The 20,926-nt window shown below is 34.1% G+C and carries 21 protein-coding genes; 19 read left to right on the forward strand and 2 right to left on the reverse strand.

Translation table 11 applies throughout. The features are described 5' to 3' along the window. The first annotated feature begins 346 nt into the window (after positions 1-346). Both VB264_RS20570 and VB264_RS20575 read left to right on the forward strand, forming a co-directional pair. Entirely contained in the window at positions 347-1,081 is a 735-nt protein-coding gene (locus tag VB264_RS20570; RefSeq protein WP_323252498.1) for an outer membrane lipoprotein-sorting protein, read from the forward strand. Between the two features lie 129 nt (positions 1,082-1,210). Continuing rightward, on the forward strand, positions 1,211-2,236 hold the full coding sequence (locus VB264_RS20575) for a quinone-dependent dihydroorotate dehydrogenase (protein ID WP_323252500.1): 1,026 nt from the start codon (positions 1,211-1,213) through the stop codon (positions 2,234-2,236). Between the two features lie 32 nt (positions 2,237-2,268). Here VB264_RS20575 and VB264_RS20580 read toward each other — a convergent pair whose 3' ends face one another. Continuing rightward, positions 2,269-3,243 carry a hypothetical protein gene (locus VB264_RS20580; RefSeq protein ID WP_323252502.1) on the reverse strand — a complete coding sequence of 325 codons (975 nt, stop codon included), beginning with the start codon at positions 3,241-3,243 and terminating at the stop codon, positions 2,269-2,271. A 15-nt stretch (positions 3,244-3,258) separates the two neighbouring features. Next, on the reverse strand, positions 3,259-4,275 hold the full coding sequence (locus tag VB264_RS20585; protein WP_323252504.1) for a glycosyltransferase family 2 protein: 1,017 nt from the start codon (positions 4,273-4,275) through the stop codon (positions 3,259-3,261). Positions 4,276-4,772: 497 nt separating this feature from the next. Between VB264_RS20585 and VB264_RS20590 the strand changes: the two genes are divergently transcribed. The 17 genes from VB264_RS20590 to VB264_RS20670 all read left to right on the forward strand — a co-directional run bounded on the left by VB264_RS20590 (position 4,773) and on the right by VB264_RS20670 (position 20,853). After that, on the forward strand, positions 4,773-5,114 hold the full coding sequence (locus tag VB264_RS20590) for a cupin domain-containing protein (protein ID WP_323252506.1): 342 nt from the start codon (positions 4,773-4,775) through the stop codon (positions 5,112-5,114). A gap of 14 nt (positions 5,115-5,128) precedes the next feature. Further along, positions 5,129-5,698: a helix-turn-helix domain-containing protein gene (locus tag VB264_RS20595; RefSeq protein WP_323252508.1), complete on the forward strand. Its 570-nt coding sequence runs from the start codon at positions 5,129-5,131 to the stop codon at positions 5,696-5,698. Between the two features lie 110 nt (positions 5,699-5,808). Next, positions 5,809-7,788: an ATP-binding protein gene (locus tag VB264_RS20600; protein ID WP_323252511.1), complete on the forward strand. Its 1,980-nt coding sequence runs from the start codon at positions 5,809-5,811 to the stop codon at positions 7,786-7,788. A gap of 61 nt (positions 7,789-7,849) precedes the next feature. Then, positions 7,850-8,284 (forward strand): response regulator, encoded by a 435-nt coding sequence (locus VB264_RS20605; RefSeq protein WP_323252513.1) that lies wholly within the window; start codon positions 7,850-7,852, stop codon positions 8,282-8,284. A gap of 122 nt (positions 8,285-8,406) precedes the next feature. Beyond that, positions 8,407-8,967, forward strand: a complete 561-nt coding sequence (locus VB264_RS20610; protein WP_323252515.1) for a helix-turn-helix domain-containing protein — start codon at positions 8,407-8,409, stop codon at positions 8,965-8,967. A 261-nt stretch (positions 8,968-9,228) separates the two neighbouring features. Further along, positions 9,229-9,543, forward strand: coding sequence for a hypothetical protein (locus VB264_RS20615; protein ID WP_323252518.1), 315 nt, complete (start codon positions 9,229-9,231; stop codon positions 9,541-9,543). Positions 9,544-9,878: 335 nt separating this feature from the next. Beyond that, on the forward strand, positions 9,879-10,355 hold the full coding sequence (locus VB264_RS20620) for a DUF2383 domain-containing protein (protein ID WP_323252520.1): 477 nt from the start codon (positions 9,879-9,881) through the stop codon (positions 10,353-10,355). A gap of 322 nt (positions 10,356-10,677) precedes the next feature. Next, positions 10,678-13,197, forward strand: coding sequence for a magnesium-translocating P-type ATPase (gene mgtA / locus VB264_RS20625; RefSeq protein ID WP_323252522.1), 2,520 nt, complete (start codon positions 10,678-10,680; stop codon positions 13,195-13,197). Positions 13,198-13,377: 180 nt separating this feature from the next. After that, on the forward strand, positions 13,378-14,049 hold the full coding sequence (locus tag VB264_RS20630; RefSeq protein WP_323252524.1) for a BON domain-containing protein: 672 nt from the start codon (positions 13,378-13,380) through the stop codon (positions 14,047-14,049). Positions 14,050-14,130: 81 nt separating this feature from the next. Next, positions 14,131-14,358 carry an SHOCT domain-containing protein gene (locus VB264_RS20635; RefSeq protein WP_323252526.1) on the forward strand — a complete coding sequence of 76 codons (228 nt, stop codon included), beginning with the start codon at positions 14,131-14,133 and terminating at the stop codon, positions 14,356-14,358. Positions 14,359-14,392: 34 nt separating this feature from the next. Beyond that, positions 14,393-15,367, forward strand: coding sequence for a 6-phosphofructokinase (gene pfkA, locus VB264_RS20640; RefSeq protein WP_407654669.1), 975 nt, complete (start codon positions 14,393-14,395; stop codon positions 15,365-15,367). A gap of 215 nt (positions 15,368-15,582) precedes the next feature. Next, complete coding sequence (locus VB264_RS20645) at positions 15,583-15,933, forward strand: cupin domain-containing protein (RefSeq protein WP_323252530.1); 351 nt, start codon at positions 15,583-15,585, stop codon at positions 15,931-15,933. A gap of 16 nt (positions 15,934-15,949) precedes the next feature. Then, entirely contained in the window at positions 15,950-16,438 is a 489-nt protein-coding gene (locus VB264_RS20650; protein WP_323252532.1) for a response regulator, read from the forward strand. A gap of 5 nt (positions 16,439-16,443) precedes the next feature. Further along, positions 16,444-16,665: a hypothetical protein gene (locus VB264_RS20655; protein WP_323252534.1), complete on the forward strand. Its 222-nt coding sequence runs from the start codon at positions 16,444-16,446 to the stop codon at positions 16,663-16,665. Between the two features lie 231 nt (positions 16,666-16,896). Continuing rightward, on the forward strand, positions 16,897-17,280 hold the full coding sequence (locus tag VB264_RS20660; protein ID WP_323252536.1) for a hypothetical protein: 384 nt from the start codon (positions 16,897-16,899) through the stop codon (positions 17,278-17,280). A 170-nt stretch (positions 17,281-17,450) separates the two neighbouring features. Beyond that, the gene (locus VB264_RS20665) at positions 17,451-18,482 is read left to right on the forward strand and encodes a glycoside hydrolase family 130 protein (RefSeq protein ID WP_323252538.1); all 1,032 of its coding nucleotides are present in this window, start codon (positions 17,451-17,453) and stop codon (positions 18,480-18,482) included. A 4-nt stretch (positions 18,483-18,486) separates the two neighbouring features. Continuing rightward, positions 18,487-20,853, forward strand: a complete 2,367-nt coding sequence (locus VB264_RS20670) for a glycosyltransferase (RefSeq protein ID WP_323252540.1) — start codon at positions 18,487-18,489, stop codon at positions 20,851-20,853. Positions 20,854-20,926: the final 73 nt, after the last annotated feature.

Genomic DNA, 20,926 nt, shown 5'->3' on the forward strand with positions numbered 1-20,926 from the left:
TGATTCACTAAAAATACGTCGTTGACGAATTTTTAAACTTGTACTTTTTTTAGAATCTGATTTCGATTTGCTCATAAATAAGTTGAAATTTATGTCAACCTATTTTAGGCAAGCACATCATAACTCATAACTCATAACTCATAACTCATAACTCATAACTCATAACTCATAACTCATAACTCATAACTCATAACTCCCTCCATTCATCCTCTAAATTCACTGATTATCAAGATTATATTTTGTCATGAATATAATACTCGCTACATTTCAACCATAATTACTATTATGCATAATAGCATATCATTAAACCAAGCAATTATTAGTTAATAACATTAAAAAAACAACGATGAAAATCTCAAAAATTATTACTTCGGCGCTAATTGTAATAGCAACTACTGCTAGTGTATTCGCGCAAACTGCAGATGAAGTTGTGGCAAAACACATTGAAGCAATGGGTGGATTGGAAAAATGGAAAGCTTTAAAGGGCTTAGAGATGAAAAATAAATTCTCGGTTCAAGGCATGGATATTGATAGTAAAACAGTCATTGTGAATGGTAAGTCTTTAAGAAGTGATGTTTCAGTAATGGGACAATCAATTATTACGGCGGTAGATGGAGAAACAGGTTGGTCTGTTAGACCAGCAATGATGGGCGGAACAGGAGAACCTGAAGATATGCCTATTGCTTTGGTTAGAGAGTCTCGTAAACAAGTAGATTTGGGGGGCTCTTTATTATATTATAAAGAAAAAGGTTCTACGGTAGAATTAGTGGGAACTGAAAAAGTAGATGGCGCTGATGTTTACAAGTTGAAACTAACAGAAAAAAATGGAGATGTTACCAACTTATATGTGTCGACATCAACATACTATACATTAAAAACAACAGGAAAACGTAAAGTACAAGGGCAAGAAATTGAAGCAGAAGTGAGTTTCTCGAACTTTAAACAAATCGATGGACTAACTTTTCCTTATACAATGGAAACTGCAAACCCAATGGGTGGGACGATGACTATTGAAACGGAATCAATCAAATTGAACCCAACTATTGATGTGTCGATTTTTAAAAAACCAGCCAGCAAGTAATTGTAAGCAATAAGTTGTAAGCTTTACGATAACAGATAAAGAAAAACCTCTCAAGTTATTTAATACTTGAGAGGTTTTTCTTTGGGCTTTTAGTAATTTTACCATTATTTTTCATGAAAAACATAATCCATGTACAAATTTTTTCTCCAGCCTCTTTTATTTCAATTTGATGCTGAAAAAGCCCATCATATTACTTTTAGTTTAGTAAAACTCTTGTTTAAAATCCCTTTTGTTTCTTCGATTTTCAAAGCTCTCTATCATTATGAAAATCCAGTATTGGAAAGAGAAGTATTTGGATTGACATTCAAAAACCCTGTAGGTTTAGCTGCTGGTTTTGATAAAAATGCCCTCTTGGTTGACGAACTGTCTACCATGGGTTTTGGCTTTATTGAAATCGGGACACTCACGCCGAAACCACAACCGGGTAATGATAAACCTCGTTTGTTTCGTTTGAAAGAAGACGAAGCCCTTATTAACAGAATGGGTTTTAACAACGAAGGTGTAAAAGAAGCCGTTGTCAGGTTAAAGCAAAGAAAATCTGACATTTTAATCGGGGGAAACATTGGTAAGAACAAAATAACACCCAACGAAAATGCAGTGGATGATTACCTAATTTGTTTCCACGAATTATTCGATGTCGTTGATTATTTTGTGGTAAATGTAAGTTCGCCCAATACGCCTAATCTTAGAGCTTTACAAGAGAAAGAGCCGTTGAAGAATTTACTGCAAACATTGCAAACTGAAAATGAAAAACGAGCTAAGTCTAAACCCATTTTGTTGAAGATAGCACCAGATTTGACGGATTCTCAGTTAGATGATATCATCGAGATTGTCCAAGAAACGCATATTGCAGGCGTGATTGCTACCAATACTACCATTTCTCGTGAAGGATTAGTGGCTGCGGAGGCATTGAAATCAGAAATGGGAGGATTGAGTGGAAAACCAGTCGAAAAGCGTTCTACAGAAGTGATTCGTTATTTATCAGAAAAATCAAATAAAGCATTCCCAATTATCGGAGTAGGGGGTATTCATTCTTCGAAAGATGCCATCGAAAAACTCAATGCAGGGGCCAGTTTAGTACAAATTTACACAGGCTTTATTTACGAAGGACCAGCTTTGGCAAGTGAAATTAACAAGGCTATCGCAAAGGCTTAAAATGCTATAGAGGTTAATTACATAGAAAATCCTTAAAAATTTTCTATGTAATTAATTACTTTCCAAGCCGACTTCTCAATCAATTTTCCAACAATATGCTTTTCTTTTGGAGGTGCCACATAAATACCATAACTAGGTATCATGCCTTTAAAGTAGTTGAAGTGGTTTTTAATTAAAGAAATTCTATATTGTTGCAAGATTTGTTTCAAAGCCTGCTGGCTTTTATCGCTTGATAATTTAAGATGTTTTGACACCAACTTTGGCTTCTCTGGATTATATCCACTGAAATGAAAGAAAACTAAAGGGTTAGTATCATTCACAAAATAGCTACCATCTTTAACAGTTAGCTGTCGTTCTTGCAAATTCCAATAAGCTATATTCAGGCTAGGATTGTAATCAATCAATACTTTATCATAAAATACAGGAACAAAGTTCAAACATAATTGGTCGACAAACATTCCTTTGCAGTAATCCACGTACCCGTATTTGTTTAAATGAGTTTGCCACCAATCCAAGAACTTTAATGTATTTTCCGTTCGCTTAAAAGCAATGAAACCTGCATTATACAAACCCGCATTCAAGTACTGCTTTTCATTCCAACGCTCAGATAACGGAATCTCCTTCGTAATATGCGGTGTAATGATAATATCATGTTCATCAAGATTCTTTTCAACACCCTCAAGCGACCCGTACAGGTAAATATCTGTATCTAAATAAATCAGTTTCTCTAAAGCTGGATTTATTGCTAACAAATGAAGGGCAAAAATAGGTTTTAATGCACAGGCAAGCTCAAGGGTGATAAATTTAGTGCTATAATCTTCCAGAGCAGGAAAGTTGATGCTTTCTACAGGAATAAGTTGATAGGGAATTTCGAAATCAAGTACGGGTATTTTATCAGCAAGACAGATGATAAACTCGTACTCAGGGTTAGTCTTTTTGATAGATTCCCCCAAAGTCAGGGCTTGATATAGATAATTAGAAGTACAAACGGTATATATTAATTTCATGGGTAAGGGTTTTCATTATTCAAATAAATCACCAAAAGCCGCAATATAAGGTGCTTTCCATGAAGCCTCTTGGTCTTTATAGCGATGATATGCGCCCGTTATTAATAATTTCATAACAGGCAAAATTCTTAGTAAATGAAATATAGGTAGGGTAGCTCTGGTTTCATAAAAATCTATGACGGAATCTATCTTTTTAAAATTGTTACTTACTATTAAACCATCTTTTTGACCTAAATATTGTTTAATGATGGTGCTTAAATAGCTATATTCATCTCTTTTCTGAATAAAAGGAGCAAGTTTTTCAGATCTTGGACGCGCTAGTCGTTCTTTTAAACTTAATACCTTGCCTTGTTGTACCGCCCTAGTGCCTACTTGTTGCGCTTCATGCTGACGGTACGAAATTAATGGCTTATCAATCAATCCAATGCCATTAAACATACAAGCTATCAACGTTAGCCAGCCGTCATGAATCATTGGGGGCTTGAATGCAGGAAATGGTTGGCAAAATGTTAATAATTCTTTCTTAAAAGCTAGCATACAGCCAGCTACTCTATTCCCATGAAGATTAACCTCCAGTGCCTCTCCTTGTTGCCAAGCCTCTATTTGCGGAGTATTTAACCTTACTTTTTGCCAAAAGGTTTGTCCTAAATCCTTCCCTTTTTCATCAATCAATTTAGCATTAGAGAATACGGCTAACTTTAAAGGATTTGTTTGAAAATAATTGTGAATAATGGATAGTTTTTCAGGGTGCCAAAGGTCGTCTTGGTCACATAAAGTAATGATATCACTGGTACAAAGAGAAATTGCTTTTTCAAAATTTTTACTAACCTTCAGAGGCGTTGCATTCCGAATGAAAATGATGTTGAGGAGGCTTTTGAATTCATTTACAATACTTTCTGTATCATCAGTAGAGCAATCGTCTGTAATAATGATTTCGTTAGGTAAAAGCTTTTGATTCGCAATGCTTTGAAGTTGTTCTCTTAAAAACCTAGCACCATTATATGTACACAAAGCTATTGAAATGGTCTTCAAAATGTATGAATTTAGTTTGTAAAACGTTGTATATGAACGATTTGTGAGTTGTGAGTAGTAAGCTGCTGCAGTTTAAAGTATTGATACAGCATTTTAATACATAACTCATCAGTCACAACTGTATGACTCATAGTCGGAATCACCACTGTAACAAAATTAAGTATTTTTGCCCAAATAGAAGCATATTCTCAGTAGTGGATACGAATTTGTATCAAAACTTATTTAAGTTGGTAAATCAAATCAGTTTTTAATGATTGAACTTACCTTTCTTTTGTCACGAAGTCAGTACTTATTATAGTGCAAGCAGTAGTAATATAATTGCTTGTTTTTCAATGTAATATGTTTGACAATATGCTATTTATCCCTTTTTACTGCCCAATTTTGAAAATATGTGAATTATGTAAGGTTATTATTTAATGATGTAAGGTTATTGTCGAATAAGATGCTCACCTTTACTGATAGTTTTATATTAAATTCAAGTAAAACCAAAATTAAGCATGGAGACAGGAGAAATTGAAAAATCAAAAGCACACATCATTATTGAAATCATTGAATATATTCCTAACGCAGTAGTAAGCAAAACCATCATTAAAAAATTAACGGGTAATATCACCGCATCGTCTTTTGATGCAGGGGAAGAATTAGCCGAAAAAACTTCTCCTTTCGATAATTACATTCAAATTATAGATGGCGCTGCCGAGCTAACTATTAGTGGGAAAAAACACAGATTAAAGCTAGGTGAAGGTATTATTATTCCTGCACATGCTTCGCATATATTTAATGCAAACGAACAATTTAAAATGATTTCGACTGTGATAAAAAGTGGTTACGAAGACTAAATGAATGGACAAAAATGACACTATATATTAAATACATGGTCAGTTTACGATGTAAAATGATAGTGAAAGATGTGTTAAAAACACTTGGGCTACATTTTATCGTGGTTGATTTGGGGGAAGTTGAAATCATGGAAGATATTTCTGTAGAACAAACAAAGCAATTAAAGATTGCTTTGCTAAGTGCAGGGCTTGAACTAATAGATGACAAAAAATCTGAATTGATTGAAAAATTAAAAATTGCAATTAAAGAGATGGTCTACCATAGTGATGAGGAAACGGGCAAAACAAATATTTCAGACTATTTAAGTAAAAAACTAAATCAAGAGTACACGCATCTAGCTAATTTATTTTCAGAAGTACAAGGCACTACCATTGAGCAATTTATCATTGCTCAAAAAGTAGAACGCATCAAAGAGTTAATTATTTATGGCGAACTAAACTTTACAAAAATCGCCTATAAAATGAATTATAGTAGTGTAGCTCATTTATCTAATCAATTTAAAAAAGTAACGGGGCTTTCTCCTTCTCATTTTAAAGAATTAAAAGAAAAGAGACAAAATACCATTCTGGAAACTACAAATTAAGAAGCATTCTCTGCTAATTGAATTAAGAATATATCTTTTATTTATCTACAAACACGCTTTCTAAAAAAAGCCTTAACAACCTATGATGAAGCCTGTATAAAATATAAACAATGAAAACCTTAAAAAAACAAGAATCCGCATACGCTAGAAGTCTGATAGAAGCTAATTTAAATGCAATGGTCATCATTAGTAGTGATGGGAAAATTGTTGATATGAATGAGGTTTTTGTAAATATTACAGGCAAAGTACGTGAAGAAGTAATCAATACAGATTTTGTGGTTTATTGTACTGAACCTCAAAAAGCCCGTGAAATTTATCAGGAAATATTTGCGAAGGGTTTCGTTTCAGATTTTCAACTCACCATCATAGACCATAAGCTTACTGACGTTCTTTTTAATGGTTTTGTCTATAAAGATGAAGCTGGCGAAGTGCTGGGGGCTGTAATAATGGCAAGGGACATTGCTTCACAAAAAAAGATTGAAAAAGAATTGAATGAAGCAAAGTTATTTGCAGAAGAAGCACAAAGCAAAGCCGAAAGTGCCACCCAAATTGCTGAAAATGCAGTAAAAGCCAAACAGCAATTTTTATCTAATATGAGTCATGAGATTCGTACACCGATGAATGCTATTATTGGGTTTACAAAGGTAGTCTTGAAAACAGAATTAACGGCAAAACAAAAAGAGTATCTAACCGCTATAAAAATGAGTGGCGATGCCTTAATTGTACTGATTAATGATATCCTAGACTTAGCCAAAGTAGATGCTGGCAAAATGACCTTTGAGCAAACCCCTTTTAAATTGGCATTATCTATCTCGGCAATGCTTCATTTATTTGAAACTAAAATTCAGGAAAAAAACTTAGTACTTGTTACCGAATACGATGATAATATTCCAGAAGTATTGATTGGAGACCCAGTGCGTTTACATCAAATCATTCTTAATTTGGTGAGTAATGCCGTAAAGTTTACCACTAAAGGTAAAATTACGGTAAGTGTCCGTTTGCTCTCTGAAGATGAAGAAAATGTAAATGTTGAATTTACCGTGGCAGATACAGGTATTGGTATTACAGAAGATAAAATCGAAAAGATATTTGAGAACTTCCAACAAGCCTCTAGTGGAACATCAAGGTTATATGGCGGGACAGGTTTAGGGCTTGCCATCGTAAAACAATTATTAGACTTACAGGGTGTAAAAGTTATTGTAAAAAGTAAAGTCGATGAAGGGTCTTCATTTAGTTTTATATTGAGTTTTCAAAAAACAAATGCGGAGGCTGAATTAGAAACGAAGATAATGGAACTGAATACAGAAATTAAAAACATCAATGTATTGGTCGTTGAAGATATGGCACTCAATCAATTATTGATGAAAACATTATTAGATGATTTCGGCTTTGAATGTGATATTACCGCCAATGGGAAATTAGCCATTGAAAAACTAGAGACAAAACCATACGATATTATTTTGATGGATTTGCAAATGCCTGAAATGAATGGTTTTGAGGCTACCGATTATATTAGGAATACGATGAAATCTAAAATTCCCATTATTGCTTTAACGGCTGATGTTACCACGGTTGACTTGGCAAAGTGTAATGAAGTAGGAATGAATGATTATCTAGCTAAACCCGTTGATGAGCGAACATTATACAGTAAAATTATTAGCTTAGTCAACCAAAAGATGCCTCTTAAAGAGAATGATGAAGAAGACAAAGAAAATAGTGCAATAAAAAAGGCTAAATATGTAGATCTTGATTATTTGGTACATCGAACAAAATCGAATCCAAAATTGATGATGGAAATGATTTCGCTCTATTTATTGCAGACACCTCCATTAATCTACACAATGAAACAAAGCCTATTAAATAAAGACTGGCATTTGTTATATTCGGCCATGCATAAAATTATTCCTTCTTTTTCAATCATGGGGATTAGTGCAGACTTTGAAGAAATGGCCAAAAAGATTCAAGAATACGCCAGCCGCCTAGAACAATTAGATGGTATACAAGATTTGGTATTACAACTCGAAACAGTATGCTTGCAAGCTTGCACAGAATTGGAGGAAGAACTCAAGAGAATTAAAGAAATTAAGTAACAGCTACCTTAATGATTATTTATAGTTAAATTACAGTTGACATACATTCAGCTAATAAATAATGAAAAACGAAAATAAAATTAGAATTTTCCTAGTAGATGATGATGTCGTGTTTTTGAAATCGCTAGAAATAGAATTCCTTCAACTAGATACATTTATCGTTGAAACGTATATTACAGGCGAGCTATGTTTAGAAAACTTATCGCATAACCCCGATATCATTATTTTAGATTATTTGCTAGATGGGATTGATAAACACGCAATGAACGGCATACAAGTATTGGATGAAATCAAAGCTTTTGATGTTAAAATACCTGTAGTGATGTTATCGCAACAAGATAGAATAGATGTGGCCATAAACTGTATGCACCACCATGCTTATGATTATGTGGTAAAGAGTGAAACAGCCTTTTTTCGCTTACAACAAATTATTTCAACTACTTTTAAGTATCATAAAATGGAAAATGAGTTGAATTGGTATATGGCCAGAATGTAATATCAACGAATAATGGAATTGGAATAACGCTTTTTGTAAAGCCTTAACTTGCTAGATCTTCCCACCCTTTTGCGTTGTCTGGAATAATTAGTGACAACGTAAACCAACTTGATAGATAAGGTATGAAATTATTTATAAAATACATGGTCAGCCATCGTTGTAAAATGGTGGTGAAAGCAGAGTTAAAAACACTTGGATTACATTATGTAAATGTACATTTGGGTGAAGTAGAAATCATGGAAAATATCTCCCAAGAACAACATAACCAAATTAAAATCGCCCTTGCAAAATCGGGCCTAGAACTCATGGATGATAAAAAAGCTATGTTAATCGAAAAGATTAAAAATGTAGTTGTTGAGATGGTTCATTACACGGACGAAATCCCTAAAATTAACTTCTCGATTTATTTAAGTGAAAAACTTAAATATGATTATACGTATTTATCCAATCTTTTTTCTGAAACGGAAGGCACTACGGTTGAACAGTATATTCTTCTTCATAAAATTGAACGAGTAAAAGAACTAATCATTTATGATGAGCTAAACCTTACTGAAATAGCTAATAAGCTACATTACAGTAGTGTGGCTCATCTTTCTAATCAATTCAAAAAGGTAACGGGTTTAACACCATCCTTTTTTAAAACCCTTAAACTCAAAAAAAGAAGTACCCTCGAAAATCTGTGAATGATGTAACTATTTTCCAAAATCATGTAAGGTTTTCTAGCTTTTTATACCTCAACTTTACACTGAAGCTGTTTAAACTTTTCCTTTCGGGTTAAACTAAGTCTTTTAGCATAGCTTGTTCCAAAATTTACTCAACGTAGCGATGCTATGCTTCGCAAATTTTGAAAAAATCAATTCAAAAATACAATACTTTCACCTCAGAAACGGAAAGTTTAAACAGCTTCACTAAATACTAAAAATCAAGCTATAAAAACTAAAAAGATGAAAAAACTTAAATCGTATATTTTAATCACGATGGTATTGGTGATGGTAATGCCTTTTACACTAAAAGCGGAAGTTGCTGAACCAGAGAAAGCAGTAACAGAAAAAGTAGCATCAACAGCAGCAAGCACTTTAATTAACAGATTAGAAGAAATCAAGGCTATGGATAAATCGAACATGAGTTCGGTAGAGAAAAAAGCCTTGCGAAAAGAAGTTCGTTCAATTAAAAAGTCATTAAAAGAAGTAGGCGGTGGCGTATATCTTTCAGTAGGAGCCATTATCATTATCGTATTATTACTGATTCTTCTGCTGTAGTTCAGAACAATATACGTTGAGAGTATGTTTAAATTTCGAAAAGATTTATCACTTAAAGTTTTATCCTATTTAGGCGTTAGCATTTAGTGAAATTCCACTGTTTGAGCGATAGCGAGTTTGGAATTTCTTGACTTTCTTTTGTTACTTTTCTTGTGTCAAGACAAGAAAAGTAAGGACTTACGAAAGGAAATATTGCTTTTTGGATATAAACAAAATATAATTTTTAAACATGTTCTGACTTGTGAATTAATACATAACCTATCAGATTAATTGTGTATTAATTCACAAGCCAATAGCTAGTACCAATAATCTCAAAACTTAATTCTATCAATACAATGAACAAAGAAAAATCCATACAACTATTAAACTCTCTGATTGAAGTTAATAACGAGAGAATAGAAAGCTATGAAACAGCAACGATTGAAACAGACGAAACAGATTTAAAGGTACTATTCCCTTTGTTTAAACAAACTAGTGAACTTTGTAAAAGTGAACTAATAGACGAAATTTATGACCTTGGAGGTACGCCAACCAGAGAAATAAAGGCAACAAATAAACTTTTTAACTTTTTGATGGATTTAAAAGCAATGTTTTCAGGAAATTACCGCAAAGCAATGTTAAATGTCTGTTTACATACCGATGACGAAGTCATTAATACTTATAGAAGAGCCTTGAAGGATAATCAAGGAAATATCTCTACCTATCAACGTATTATGATTAATGCCCAACAGAGGTTACTTAAAACTGATTATGCCAGAATAATAGCATTAAGCAATAAATCGAATAAGTATTTATTTATGGTAAATAGATAAATTAAGGCAATTACGTATGCTGTCTACCGTCAGTCAAGATGGATGCTATTAGCAACATACCTAAAAGGCTGAACAAAGGGCTCATCTTTGTCATTAAAATAGTCATGGAATGATGGCTCTCTTCCTTCCTAAAGTTTAGGAAAGGAATAATATATTTACGATGAATGAATTGGTGATAAAAAATATCGAATGACATGATGAACATCATGTATTGTCACAATACAATGGGTTAGCTTGCACGAGATTAATACGTGTCGGCTGACCCATTGTATTTTATGAATGAAGAAGGTCGTCTATCATAAGTAAATCAGACAATATTTTTATGCAGATTTTACCAGCAAATAACTTTTGGCAATTTGAGCCAACGTATTGGTTTCAGCAATTGAATTCCACTGCCAAAGGGCTTTCGCAGGCTGAAGCGAATGAAATATTGCTACAATCACCGCATCACAAAAAAACAAAGTCTTCTTTCGAAAAAGATTTGGTTCTTTTTATCGGACAATTCAAAAGTCCGCTTATGCTTTTATTGATTGGTGCTGTCATCCTATCTGCTTTCCTTGGCGATACTTCCGATGTTTTTATCATACTTTTTATCGTGATTTCTACTGGCTTAATGAGTTTTTTTCAAGAGAGAAATGCTGGGAAAGTAGTCGAGAAATTGCAATCCATGATTTCGCTGAAAAGCAATGTACTTAGAGATGGCGAAGAACAACAAGTTGATTCATCAAAGATAGTGGCTGGCGATATTCTTTTGTTTAAAGCAGGAGATATGATTCCAGCAGACTGTTTATTAATTGAAGCCAATGAATTACACGTCAATGAATCGAGCCTAACAGGAGAGTCTTACCCAGTAAGAAAAGATGTTGGCATCTTAGCCGAACATACCGAATTAGCAAAACGAATAAACTGTTTATGGGAGGGCTCTAACATTGTTAGTGGCAATGCCAAGGCACTGGTTATCAATACAGGGACTAACACTATATTTGGAAGCATAGCCCAAAGCATCAATACCTTAACAGAAACCACTTTTGAAAAAGGCATTAAAGACTTCGGCTATTTCCTCATGAAAATCACCTTAGTACTCTCGTTTTTTATTTTAATAGTCAATCTAGTCAATCATAAAAGCGTTATTGATTCTGCCTTGTTTGCTTTGGCCTTGGCTGTTGGAATGGCTCCAGAATTACTACCCGCCATCACAACTATCGCTATGAGTGCCGGAGCAAAACGAATGCTAGAGAAGAAAGTAATCGTAAAGAAATTGGCTTCTATTCAGAACCTAGGCGAAGTAAATTTATTATGCACCGATAAAACAGGGACTATAACCGAAGGAGCCATTAAGGTAGCAGGGTTATTGGATGGTTTTGGCGAACAAAGTGAATTTGTAAAACTCTTGGCTTTTTGGAATGCCTCATTTGAAACAGGTTATACCAACCCCATTGATGAAGCCCTAAAAGGATTAAACCTCAAGCCCAAAGAAATAGCCAAAAAAATTGGAGAGGTACCCTATGATTTTATTCGTAAAAGATTAAGTATTGCCGTTCAGACAAATAGCAAAAGCCTACTGATTTGTAAAGGAGCTTTTACACAAATATTCAGTATTTGTTCGAAAGTAAAGTTAACGAATGACTCAATAGCAGACCTGTCAGATTATCAGACAGTTATTGAGCAAAAATTTGAAGAATTTGGTCTCAGTGGTATGCGGGCTATTGGATTATGCTATAAAAATATTGAAAAAGATGATATATCAAAAGAAGATGAAAAAGACATGATTTTTGCAGGATTTATCTTGCTTCAAGACCCTGTAAAAGAAGGAATCATTGAGACCATCGATGAATTGAAAAAATTAGCAGTAAACCTGAAAATTATTACTGGCGATAATAAAAATGTGGCAAAGTCTATTGCACTGAGTATTGGTATTAAAAACCCAGTAGTGATGACAGGAGAGACCCTCTTTAACACCAGTCCAGAAGCCTTAAAACTCTTGGTAAAGAAAACGCATATTTTTGCAGAGGTAGAACCACAACAAAAAGAAAGAATCATATTTGCCCTCAGAAAAACATACACTGTTGCTTATATGGGCGATGGCATCAATGATGTATCGGCCATTAATGCTGCCGACGTAGGAATTTCTGTAGAAAATGCCGTAGATGTAGCCAGAGAAGCCGCAGACTTTGTTTTGTTAGAAAAAAACCTCATGGTTGTTGTAGATGGTATTAAAGAAGGGCGAAAAACCTTTGCTAATACCTTGAAGTACATTTTTATTAATACAGGCTCTACTTTTGGTAATATGTTTAGTGTAGCGATAGCCTCATTATTGTTGCCTTTTTTACCAATGTTGCCTAAGCAAATTTTACTGACCAATTTCATTACGGATTTTCCTTATTTAACGGTTGCTTCTGATAATGTTGACCAAGAGCAATTAGATAAACCTGGGAAATGGGATTTAAAATTTATCCGAAACTACATGGTCGTTTTTGGAATACATAGCTCGTTGTTTGATGTGATTACCTTTCTGACGCTTTTGTATGTATTAAAAGTGAAGGAATCGGCTTTTCAAACAGCATGGTTTATTGAATCTATCCTAACAGAATTGTTTATCCTATTTATCATTAGGACACACAAAAATTTCTTTAAAAGTAAACCCGGTAGTTACTTGTTTATCCTGAGCATCGTGGGGCTAGTTCTTACAATTGCTATGCCTTATCTGCCCTTTGCCAACGAGGTAGGCTTGGTTCCATTACCACTCTTAAATCTTGGGTTGATGTTATTGATTGTGGCGACATATATTATCACAGCTGACTTACTGAAGGTTTGGTTTTTTAAGAAATATAGAAGTGCCTAAGATGATTGATAAAGATGGTATATGCTTTATTACTAAGTAGTTATTGTATGCCATACATCGAAAATATTTTAAAATATGTGTGAATGTTGTAAAACAATTAAAGTATTGTGTAATACTTTCTCTGAGTAAAGAAGGCACCTTTACAACGTGAAAACAATTTCACATTTTAACAATACAATAATGAAAAGTAACGAAGAATTGCAAAAAGATGTTCAGGAAGCTATCAAATGGGAGCCACTTTTACATGCAGCAGAAATTGGTGTTACTGCTAAAGATGGTATAGTAACATTAACAGGTACAGTTGACAATTATATTAAAAAGAATGAAGCAGAAACGGCTGCAAAAAATGTAGTAGGAGTAAGTGCTGTAATAGAAAAGATTCAAATAAAATTTAAAGGCTCGCTCCAGATAAATGATGAAGAAACTGCCAAAGATGCCCTAAATGCTTTGAAATGGGATTGGCAAGTACCGCATGATACGATAAAAGTAAAAATTGAAGATGGTTGGGTTACACTAACGGGAAATGTACGATGGAATTATCAAAAAGAAGCTGCTAAGAAAGCTGTAAGTAGCCTTCAACATGTTAAAGGTGTAACGAATGATATTGCTATAAAGGAAGAAACTGCTGACGAAATTGAACAAAAAGATATTGAGCAGGCGCTAGGACGTACATGGTCTATTGTCAATGCTGATATTAAGGTTAAAGTAAATGGACATAAAGTAACATTAAGTGGAACAGTCGAGTCTATTTTTCAAAAAGATGAGGCTGAAAGAATCGCTTGGAATGCACCCGGTGTCTGGCATTTAGAAAACAACTTGGTAGTAGAATACCGATACTCATTAGTAGGTTAATAGTTAATAGTTGATAATCAAAGCATTCACTTTGAGCATTCTGTTGAGAGTGAATACTTTTTAACATAAATAATTATCATGATGTTTTATAACGACTCGTATTGGGGAATGCACTTTTTATGGTGGTTTATTTGGGTTGGTTTGCTTTTTTGGCTGTTCGTTACGCCTTATGAAGTACCAGGGCAAAGAACAAAAAGAAATTCGGCGCACCATATTTTACAGAAACGGTACGCAGCAGGTGAAATTACGCTAGAGGAGTACAAGGAAATGAGAAAAATACTTGATAATGATGCTCCTAAAATCTATTAATAATATTATAATGAGTCAATCTGAAACACAAAAAATAAAGAAGATTGCGGTAATGACATCAGGCGGGGATGTCCCTGGGCTCAACGCCTGTATCAGAGCCGTAGTAAGGACTGCAATCTTTCATCAATTGAAAATTGTAGGTATTCAACATGGTTTTGAAGGATTAATCGCTGGAGATTTTATCCACCTTCAAGCACAAAGTGTAAGCAATATTATACAGTTGGGAGGTACTATCCTTAAATCTTCCAGAAGTGAACTATTCAAAACAAAAGAAGGGAGATTAATGGCGTATGAAAACATCAAAAAAGCACAGATTGATGCCATAGTGCTTATTGGGGGCGATGGCTCATTTGCGGGTGTAAAAGCTTTTATGGAGGAATATGCTGATATTCCTTTTATTGGTATCCCTAAAACAATTGATAACGATATTGCAGGAACAGATGTTTGTATAGGTTATGATACTGCATTGAACACTGCTATGGAGGCAATTGATAAAATTAGAGATACGGCTGAGTCGCATGAACGAATATTTTTGGTAGAAGTAATGGGTAGAGATTCTGGTTATATTGCCTATGGAGCTGGACTTGCCTCTGGTGCAGAGTCTATCTTAATTCCCGAATCAAAAGCTGATATTAAAAACCTTGAGAATATCCTCAAAAAAGGGTGGGATAGAAAAAAAGCCTCATTAATCATTGTCGTTGCTGAGGGAGATGAAAATGGAGGAGCCTATAAAACGGCTGAAATGGTTAGAAAATATATGCCCACACATTACATAGGTATTTGTATTTTGGGACATATCCAAAGAGGGGGTAGTCCGTCGGCTGCGGACAGAATCCTTGCTTCAAAATTTGGGTACACTGCTGTGATTGCTTTATTAGAAGGCAAACAAAATGTAATGGTAGGGGTGCAAAAAAATGAGCTTTGCTTTACACCATTTGAAGCAGTCAGCAAACAACATCTCGACATTAATCAGAGTACATTAAATATGTTGAATACCCTAACTAGTTAATTGTATTCAACTTTTTAATGTAAGCTGCTTCATTGCCTTTCAATATCATTTTGCAAATGATTGACGAGTAAATAGTTAAAGAATAAATCTGCCTTTTATCCCTTCAAAAATAGTTAAATCTGTGAATGATGCAACAAATTTAAAAAGTTGTGTAACACATTCTAATGTCGATTTGCCAACCTTTGTATTAGATAGTTCAATCAACATTAAATCGAATGATAGGTATGGAAGATGCTGAATTAGAAAAGTCAAAAGCACATATCATTGTAGAAATCATAGAATATGTATCCAATACTGTGGTCAACAAGACAATCATTAAAAGGGCAACAGGAAATATTACTATCTCTTCTTTAGACGCTGGAGAAGAATTATCACAAAAAAAACTTCCTTACGATATATATATTCAGATTATTGATGGTTCAGCAGAGTTAATGATAAATGATAAAAAGTTTAAGCTAAAATTAGGCGAAGGAATTATTATTCCAGCCCATTCAACCTACTGTTTTAATGCGAATGTACAGTTTAAAATGATTTCAACCATTATTAAAAGTGGCTATGAAGACTAATTGAAAGCCAAAGAATATGAAAACCACAAAAAATATATTATTAATCGAAGATGACAAAGATGACCAAAGGTTTTTTATAGAAGCCTTGAGTGAGATACTCGAAGTTCGTCTGTTTGGACTTGCAAATAATGGAAAAGAAGCCTTAGAACAATTAGAAAAGGCAGAAATTCTTCCAGACTTAATTTTTACTGACATCAATATGCCTATTATGGGCGGTATTGAATGCTTTAGTAATATTTTAAATAACCCCCGAATTAAAAATATTCCGGTGGTATTTCTTACCAATGATATGGCTAGGATTAACGATATCCTTCAGCTTGGTGCAAAAACGTTTATCAATAAACCTTCTAATGAAAGAATACTTTGCCAGAAAATCAGGCAAGCTATTCAGAAAGAGCTTAAACCCAATTTAATGCCAACAGGGAGCTTTTTTAAGGGATTACCAAATAAATCAATTTTTGACCAGAAAGTTCCTGTGCAATTGTTTTTTACAGCTAATCCTTAAACTTTATGAAAACAGAAAGTGAACTTAACGACGAGATTCTGAAAATAACGATGCTTATCCAAGAGAAATTTCCTGAACTATCAAAATATGTTGAAGAAATGCCAATTAGTGTCCCAGATGTTGTTAACCCAGCGGTAAATCAGAAAAATTTACAAGATTATTACGATTCTTTATTAGCATTATTGAAAAAGTACAATACCAATCATAATCGTGGAAATACAGAATAATAGGGCTATTTAACCTCTAAACCTATATTATTCAAATAATGAAGCTATTTAAACTTTCCCTTTCGGGTTAAACTAAGTCTTTTAGCATAGCTTGTTCCAAAATTTACTCAGCGTAGCGATGCTATGCTTCGCAAATGTTGAAAAAATCAATTCAAAAATACAATACTTTCACCTCAGAAACGGAAAGTTTAAACAGCTTCAATCTTATATACAAAAACAACATCAAGAATAATGACTACAAAAAAGAAATTGGGTATCTGGATGGATCACTCAACAGCCAATTTAATGGAATACAGCAATATTTTCATTGAGCGTAAAATAATAACATCTGATTTTACACATGAAGAAAAAGAGCAAAGCTTAAGTAAAAGTGAAAATATTATGCATAACAAGGAGCAACACCTTGAAATGGATTTTTATAAAAAAATAGCTACAGAAATAATAGGGTATGATGAAGTATTATTATTTGGTCCAACAGATGCAAAAGTTGAATTGTTTAATATTTTGAATCAAGACCAGCATTATAAGAACATTAAGATTGAAGTAAAGACAAGTGATAAAATGACTGATAACCAACAGGTAGCTTATGTAAGAAATTATTTTAATAGGCTTTGATGGTAAAATAATCAAAAACGATATGTCGAAAGAGAAAGAAGGTAAAGAAAAAACAGGCAAAAAAGCGCCTGTAAAGAACCTAAAGGAAAAAAGAGAGGCGAAGGCTGCCAAACGTAAAGAAAAAGGTAGCGAAGCTTAACATAAATTTTACTAACATCAGCAACCCTTTTATGATAGAAGTAATCAAAACAGGTATTCTTTTGGAAAAAACCACTTTGGGTTTTGAAAATGAAGGAGTGCTCAATCCAGCAGTATACAAAGAAGGCGAATATGTACATCTTTTTTACAGGGCCGTTAGCAAAGGGAATTATTCAAGTATTGGATATTGTAAATTGAAAGGGCCTTTGGTTGTTGAGTCTCGTTCAGAATCACCAATACTTTTCCCTCAGTTTGAGTATGAGTCGCACGGTGTTGAAGACCCAAGAATTGTAAAAATTGATGATTTATATTACCTGACTTACACCGCCTACGATGGTGTAAATGCTCTAGGAGCATTGGCTACGTCAACAGATTTAGTAAATTTTGAAAAAAAAGGGATTATCGTGCCTCAAATTACTTATGAGGAGTTTAGACGACTTTCTGAAGCTAAAAATGCATTAGATGACAAGTACCCAAGGTATAATCAACATCTTGGAATTATTGAAAAAGAAGGTAAGCAAATGCTTCTTTGGGATAAAAACTTAATCTTTTTCCCAAGGAGAATAAATGATAAACTTTGTTTTTTACATCGTATAAAACCGGATATTCAAATTGTAGTGGCTATCAATCATTTAGAGGATCTTACTAATGAATTCTGGCAAAATTACTTTCTTCATCTGGACGAAAACATTGTGCTTATCCCAAAATTTGACCATGAGGTAAGTTATATAGGGACGGGTTGTCCACCAATAGAAACAAAAGAAGGGTGGGTGCTGATATATCACGGTGTTCAAGATTCTGTAAAGGGTTATGTATATTCGGCTTGTGTGGCATTGCTCGACTTACAGAATCCACAAAAGGAAATAGCACGTTTACCTTATCCATTATTCAAGCCCGACCAAGCTTGGGAGCTTAAAGGAGAAGTAAACAATGTTTGTTTCCCGACGGGAACAGCCTTGTTTGGCGATACGCTCTATATTTATTACGGTGCTGCCGACGAACAAATAGCCTGTGCTTCCCTGAGTTTAACCGCACTCGTGAAAGAGTTAATGCTTAACACATAATAAAATGATAAATCAAATAGTACAGCATCATAATAAATTTCAGATGCCAGAAAGTTCCAATTCTTTTATGGGAGATGGGTTAAATGGTCTTGAAAATAAAAAGAAGTTATTACCAGAAATATTATTCATTACTTCTTTTCCACCTCGCGAATGTGGCATTGCTACCTATTCACAAGATTTGATTAAAGCCTTAAATAATAAATTTGATCATTCTTTTAAAATAAGTATTTGTCCGTTAGAATCTGAAAATGAAAAACATACTTATTCCGAAGAACCAAAATATATCCTGGATACTAGCAATGAAAGCTCATTTACCAAATTAGCTTTTAGGATTAATAAAAATGAGGATATTCAAATGGTGATGATTCAGCATGAATTTGGATTCTTTGAAAAGAATGAAGTAGAGTTTAAAAAATTCCTTAAGGCACTCACAAAACCTATAATTATTGTTTTTCATACGGTTTTACCAGACCCCAATCCAACTTTAAAAGATACAGTACAGCAAATTTCACATATTGTACAATCTGTTATTGTGATGACCAATTCGTCAGCTAAAATCCTGATAGAGGCTTACGAAATACCAAAGGATAAAATTACGGTTATTCCTCATGGCACACACTTAGTGCCACATTTAGATAAAGAAATACTAAAAAGTAAATATAAGCTAACGGGTAGGAAAATACTTTCGACCTTCGGATTGTTAAGCTCAGGGAAGAACATCGAAACAACCTTAGATGCGCTACCCGATATAGTGAAAGAAAACCCTGATGTACTCTTTTTAATCATTGGTAAAACGCATCCATCAGTGATTAAACGAGATGGAGAACGATATAGAGAATATTTAGAAGCGAAAGTTGTCGCTCTTTCGCTGCAAGAAAATGTTAGATTTATCAATAGTTTTTTACCATTACCCGAATTGCTTGAATACTTACAACTTACTGATGTTTATCTGTTTACCTCTAAAGACCCCAACCAAGCTGTTAGTGGCACTTTTTCTTATGCCATTAGCTGTGGTTGTCCTATTGTTTCCACCCCGATACCGCATGCTCGTGAGGTATTAAAGAATGATGCAGGAGTTATCATCGATTTTGAAAATTCGCATCAATTGGCTCATGCTGTTAAAAGTTTATTAGCCAATGAGACCCTTAGAAAAAACATTAGCTCTAATGGTTTACACAAAATGGCATCAACAGCTTGGGAAAACGCTGCGATTGCTCATGCTATTTTATTCGAGGAAATTGGTTTAGCACAAATTACGTTGCAGTATAATCTGCCTGTGCTAAACCTAGACCATATCAAGAAATTGAGTACTGATTTTGGCATGATTCAGTTTTCTATCATCAACCAGCCCGATATTGATTCTGGCTATACCCTAGATGATAATGCCAGAGCAATGGTGGCAATGTGTCAGCACTATGAATTAACACATGATGAATCAGATTTAGCATACATTAAGCTTTATTTCAATTTCATCAAATTCTGTTTACAAAAAGAAGGGTATTTCTTGAATTATGTGAATGAAGAAAAAGAATTTACAGAACAAAATAATACGACAAACCTTGCTGATTCTAATGGGAGAGCGATTTGGGCTTTGGGCTTTTTAATTTTCAAAAGTGCAATCCTCCCTGAGGAACTAGCAAATGATGCCGAAGCGACTATTCAATTAGCATTACAGAATGTTCAAAAAATATTCTCTACCCGTGCAATGGCATTTATCATAAAAGGCTTGTATTATCGCAATACGCGCTATAAATCCAAAAATAATATTGCGCTTATCAGAGAACTTGCTAACAGGTTGGTTCAGATGTACAAACATGAAGCCAATAAAGACTGGCAATGGTATGAAAGTTACCTTACTTATGGCAATAGTATTCTGCCAGAAGCAATGTTATGTGCTTATTTAGCCACTGGCGAATCTGTGTATAAGCAAATTGCCAAATCATCTTTTGACTTTCTTTTATCCAAGACATTCAACCAACAACGTATTAAAGTGATTTCTAATAAATGTTGGCTAAATAAAGAAGAAGATACTGTACAAAATGCAATAGGAGGAGAGCAACCCATTGATGTAGCCTATACGATATTGGCGCTTAATAAATTCTATGAAGTTTTCAGAGAGGACGAATACTTACATAAAATGAAGATAGCCTTTAATTGGTTTTTAGGGAATAACCATCTGCATCAGATTATCTATAATCCTTGTACAGGAGGGTGCTATGACGGACTAGAAGAGAATTATGTAAACCTTAATCAAGGAGCGGAATCTACAGTAAGCTATTTGATGGCAAGGTTGACTATCGAAAAAAGCCTACAGGGGAAGACGCCAGTGATGTCAAGCAAAGAATGGCAACTGATTATAACAGATATGTAGTTATAAATGTCTTTGTAGTGATTAGCAAATACTGTATCGATAGGGTAGGATTTATTTCAATCAGTAAAACAAT

The organism is Arcicella aquatica, from assembly GCF_034928825.1.
Taxonomy (GTDB): domain Bacteria; phylum Bacteroidota; class Bacteroidia; order Cytophagales; family Spirosomataceae; genus Arcicella; species Arcicella aquatica.

What these genes read in the sequence shown, in the direction of transcription:
- VB264_RS20570 (WP_323252498.1), top strand. Translation starts at nt 347, where the DNA reads ATGAAAATCTCAAAAATTATTACTTCGGCGCTAATTGTAATAGCAACT.
- VB264_RS20575 (WP_323252500.1), top strand. Translation starts at nt 1,211, where the DNA reads ATGTACAAATTTTTTCTCCAGCCTCTTTTATTTCAATTTGATGCTGAA.
- VB264_RS20580 (WP_323252502.1), bottom strand. Translation starts at nt 3,243, where the DNA reads ATGAAATTAATATATACCGTTTGTACTTCTAATTATCTATATCAAGCC.
- VB264_RS20590 (WP_323252506.1), top strand. Translation starts at nt 4,773, where the DNA reads ATGGAGACAGGAGAAATTGAAAAATCAAAAGCACACATCATTATTGAA.
- VB264_RS20595 (WP_323252508.1), top strand. Translation starts at nt 5,129, where the DNA reads ATGACACTATATATTAAATACATGGTCAGTTTACGATGTAAAATGATA.
- VB264_RS20600 (WP_323252511.1), top strand. Translation starts at nt 5,809, where the DNA reads ATGAAAACCTTAAAAAAACAAGAATCCGCATACGCTAGAAGTCTGATA.
- VB264_RS20605 (WP_323252513.1), top strand. Translation starts at nt 7,850, where the DNA reads ATGAAAAACGAAAATAAAATTAGAATTTTCCTAGTAGATGATGATGTC.
- VB264_RS20610 (WP_323252515.1), top strand. Translation starts at nt 8,407, where the DNA reads ATGAAATTATTTATAAAATACATGGTCAGCCATCGTTGTAAAATGGTG.
- VB264_RS20615 (WP_323252518.1), top strand. Translation starts at nt 9,229, where the DNA reads ATGAAAAAACTTAAATCGTATATTTTAATCACGATGGTATTGGTGATG.
- VB264_RS20620 (WP_323252520.1), top strand. Translation starts at nt 9,879, where the DNA reads ATGAACAAAGAAAAATCCATACAACTATTAAACTCTCTGATTGAAGTT.
- mgtA (WP_323252522.1), top strand. Translation starts at nt 10,678, where the DNA reads ATGCAGATTTTACCAGCAAATAACTTTTGGCAATTTGAGCCAACGTAT.
- VB264_RS20630 (WP_323252524.1), top strand. Translation starts at nt 13,378, where the DNA reads ATGAAAAGTAACGAAGAATTGCAAAAAGATGTTCAGGAAGCTATCAAA.
- VB264_RS20635 (WP_323252526.1), top strand. Translation starts at nt 14,131, where the DNA reads ATGTTTTATAACGACTCGTATTGGGGAATGCACTTTTTATGGTGGTTT.
- VB264_RS20645 (WP_323252530.1), top strand. Translation starts at nt 15,583, where the DNA reads ATGATAGGTATGGAAGATGCTGAATTAGAAAAGTCAAAAGCACATATC.
- VB264_RS20650 (WP_323252532.1), top strand. Translation starts at nt 15,950, where the DNA reads ATGAAAACCACAAAAAATATATTATTAATCGAAGATGACAAAGATGAC.
- VB264_RS20655 (WP_323252534.1), top strand. Translation starts at nt 16,444, where the DNA reads ATGAAAACAGAAAGTGAACTTAACGACGAGATTCTGAAAATAACGATG.
- VB264_RS20660 (WP_323252536.1), top strand. Translation starts at nt 16,897, where the DNA reads ATGACTACAAAAAAGAAATTGGGTATCTGGATGGATCACTCAACAGCC.
- VB264_RS20665 (WP_323252538.1), top strand. Translation starts at nt 17,451, where the DNA reads ATGATAGAAGTAATCAAAACAGGTATTCTTTTGGAAAAAACCACTTTG.
- VB264_RS20670 (WP_323252540.1), top strand. Translation starts at nt 18,487, where the DNA reads ATGATAAATCAAATAGTACAGCATCATAATAAATTTCAGATGCCAGAA.